The following is a 511-nucleotide window of genomic DNA, read 5'->3' on the forward strand; positions in this document are numbered from 1 at the left end:
CATTATTATTTATTGATCGCCTTTATGAATGCTGTCCAGCTGAGTATTTTTGCCAACCGCCTTGCCGGTGTCTGCGATGAAATGGGCGCGGTGCTGCGTCTCAGTGCCCTGTCTCCGAACATCAAGGATCGGCTCGATTTTTCCTGTGCCATTTTTGATGCTCAGGGCCGTTTATGTGCTCAGGCTGCGCATATTCCCGTGCATCTGGGCTCCATGGCCTACGCCATGGCGGATCTGGTTAGTGGCAGAACTTGGCAGTCCGGGGACCTGATGGTGGTGAATGATCCCTATCTGGGCGGCACGCATCTGCCGGATGTGACCGTGATTGCTCCGGTATTTCAGTCGCAGACCCTGATCGGCTTCGCCGTGTCCCGGGCTCACCATGCCAATATTGGCGCCCACAGCCCCGGATCCATGCCGGTATCCACGCATCTGGAGCAGGAAGGGATTGTTATTGCTCCCAGCTGGTTGAAACGCGCCGGGCTGTGGCAGGTGCCATTGTGTCGGCATC

1 protein-coding gene is annotated in these 511 nt (G+C 56.8%); it reads left to right on the forward strand.

The window, feature by feature from the left end; translation table 11 throughout:
- Window positions 1-24 precede the first annotated feature (24 nt).
- Window positions 25-511 (forward strand): hydantoinase B/oxoprolinase family protein (locus A3730_RS10645; RefSeq protein WP_197477428.1); only part of this gene is annotated, 487 nt, incomplete at its 3' end.

The organism is Alcanivorax sp. HI0044, from assembly GCF_001634945.1.